Origin of the sequence: Noviherbaspirillum aridicola (assembly GCF_019656455.1) — a bacterium.
GTDB classification, from domain to species: Bacteria; Pseudomonadota; Gammaproteobacteria; order Burkholderiales; family Burkholderiaceae_D; genus Noviherbaspirillum; species Noviherbaspirillum aridicola.
Genome location: NZ_BPMK01000040.1, coordinates 1 through 1,056 on the forward strand (window position 1 = coordinate 1; position 1,056 = coordinate 1,056).

The following is a 1,056-nucleotide window of genomic DNA, read 5'->3' on the forward strand; positions in this document are numbered from 1 at the left end:
CCAATTTCGCCCCGCTCAAGAACGACACCTTCCTGCGCGCGCTGCTGCGCCAGCCCACCGAGTACACGCCGCTGTGGCTGATGCGCCAGGCCGGCCGCTACCTGCCCGAATACTGCGCCACCCGCAAGCGCGCCGGCTCCTTCCTCGGCCTGGCCAAGAATCCCGACTACGCCACTGAAGTCACGCTGCAGCCGCTGGACCGCTATCCGCTCGACGCCGCCATCCTGTTCTCGGACATCCTGACGGTGCCCGATGCCATGGGCCTGGGCCTGTATTTCGAGGAGGGCGAGGGGCCGAAGTTTTCGCATCCGCTGCGCGATGAGAAGGCGGTGCTGGCGCTGAGCGCGCCGCCGCCGGGATCGCTGCAGTATGTGTTCGACGCGGTCACCCGGATCCGCCGCGAGCTGCAGGGCAGGGTGCCGCTGATCGGCTTTTCCGGCAGCCCCTGGACGCTGGCCTGCTACATGGTCGAAGGCGGCGGTTCCAAGGACTTCCGCACCATCAAGACCATGCTCTATCAGCGCCCGGACCTGATGCGCCGCATCCTGGAGGTGACCGCGGGCGCGGTGGCCGACTATCTCAACGCGCAGATCGACGCCGGCGCGCAGGCGGTGATGATCTTCGATACCTGGGGCGGCACCCTGGCCGACGGCGTCTACCAGCAGTACTCGCTGCACTACATGAACGAGGTGCTGGGCCGTCTCAAGCGCGAACATGAGGGTGCGCGCATTCCCGCCATCCTGTTCACCAAGGGCGGCGGGCTGTGGCTGGAAGAGATGGCCGGCTCCGGCGCCGATGCGCTCGGGCTGGACTGGACGGTCAACCTGGGCGCGGCGCGGGCGCGGGTCGGCGGCAAGGTCGCGCTGCAGGGCAACCTGGATCCGAACGTGCTGTTCGCGCAGCCGGAGCAGATCCGCGCCGAGGTGCGCCGGCTGCTCGACAGCTACGGCACGCCCGGCCACGGCCATGTCTTCAACCTCGGGCACGGGATTTCGCAGTTCACGCCCCCCGAATCGGTCGCGGTGCTGGTCGAGGCGGTGCATGAGATGAGCCGCG

At 68.6% G+C, this 1,056-nt stretch carries 1 protein-coding gene; it reads left to right on the forward strand.

Going from position 1 to position 1,056, the window contains the following annotated elements; all coding sequences use genetic code 11:
* On the forward strand, positions 1–1,056 hold a 1,056-nt coding region (gene hemE / locus NCCP691_RS21205; RefSeq protein WP_220810561.1), incomplete at both ends, for a uroporphyrinogen decarboxylase.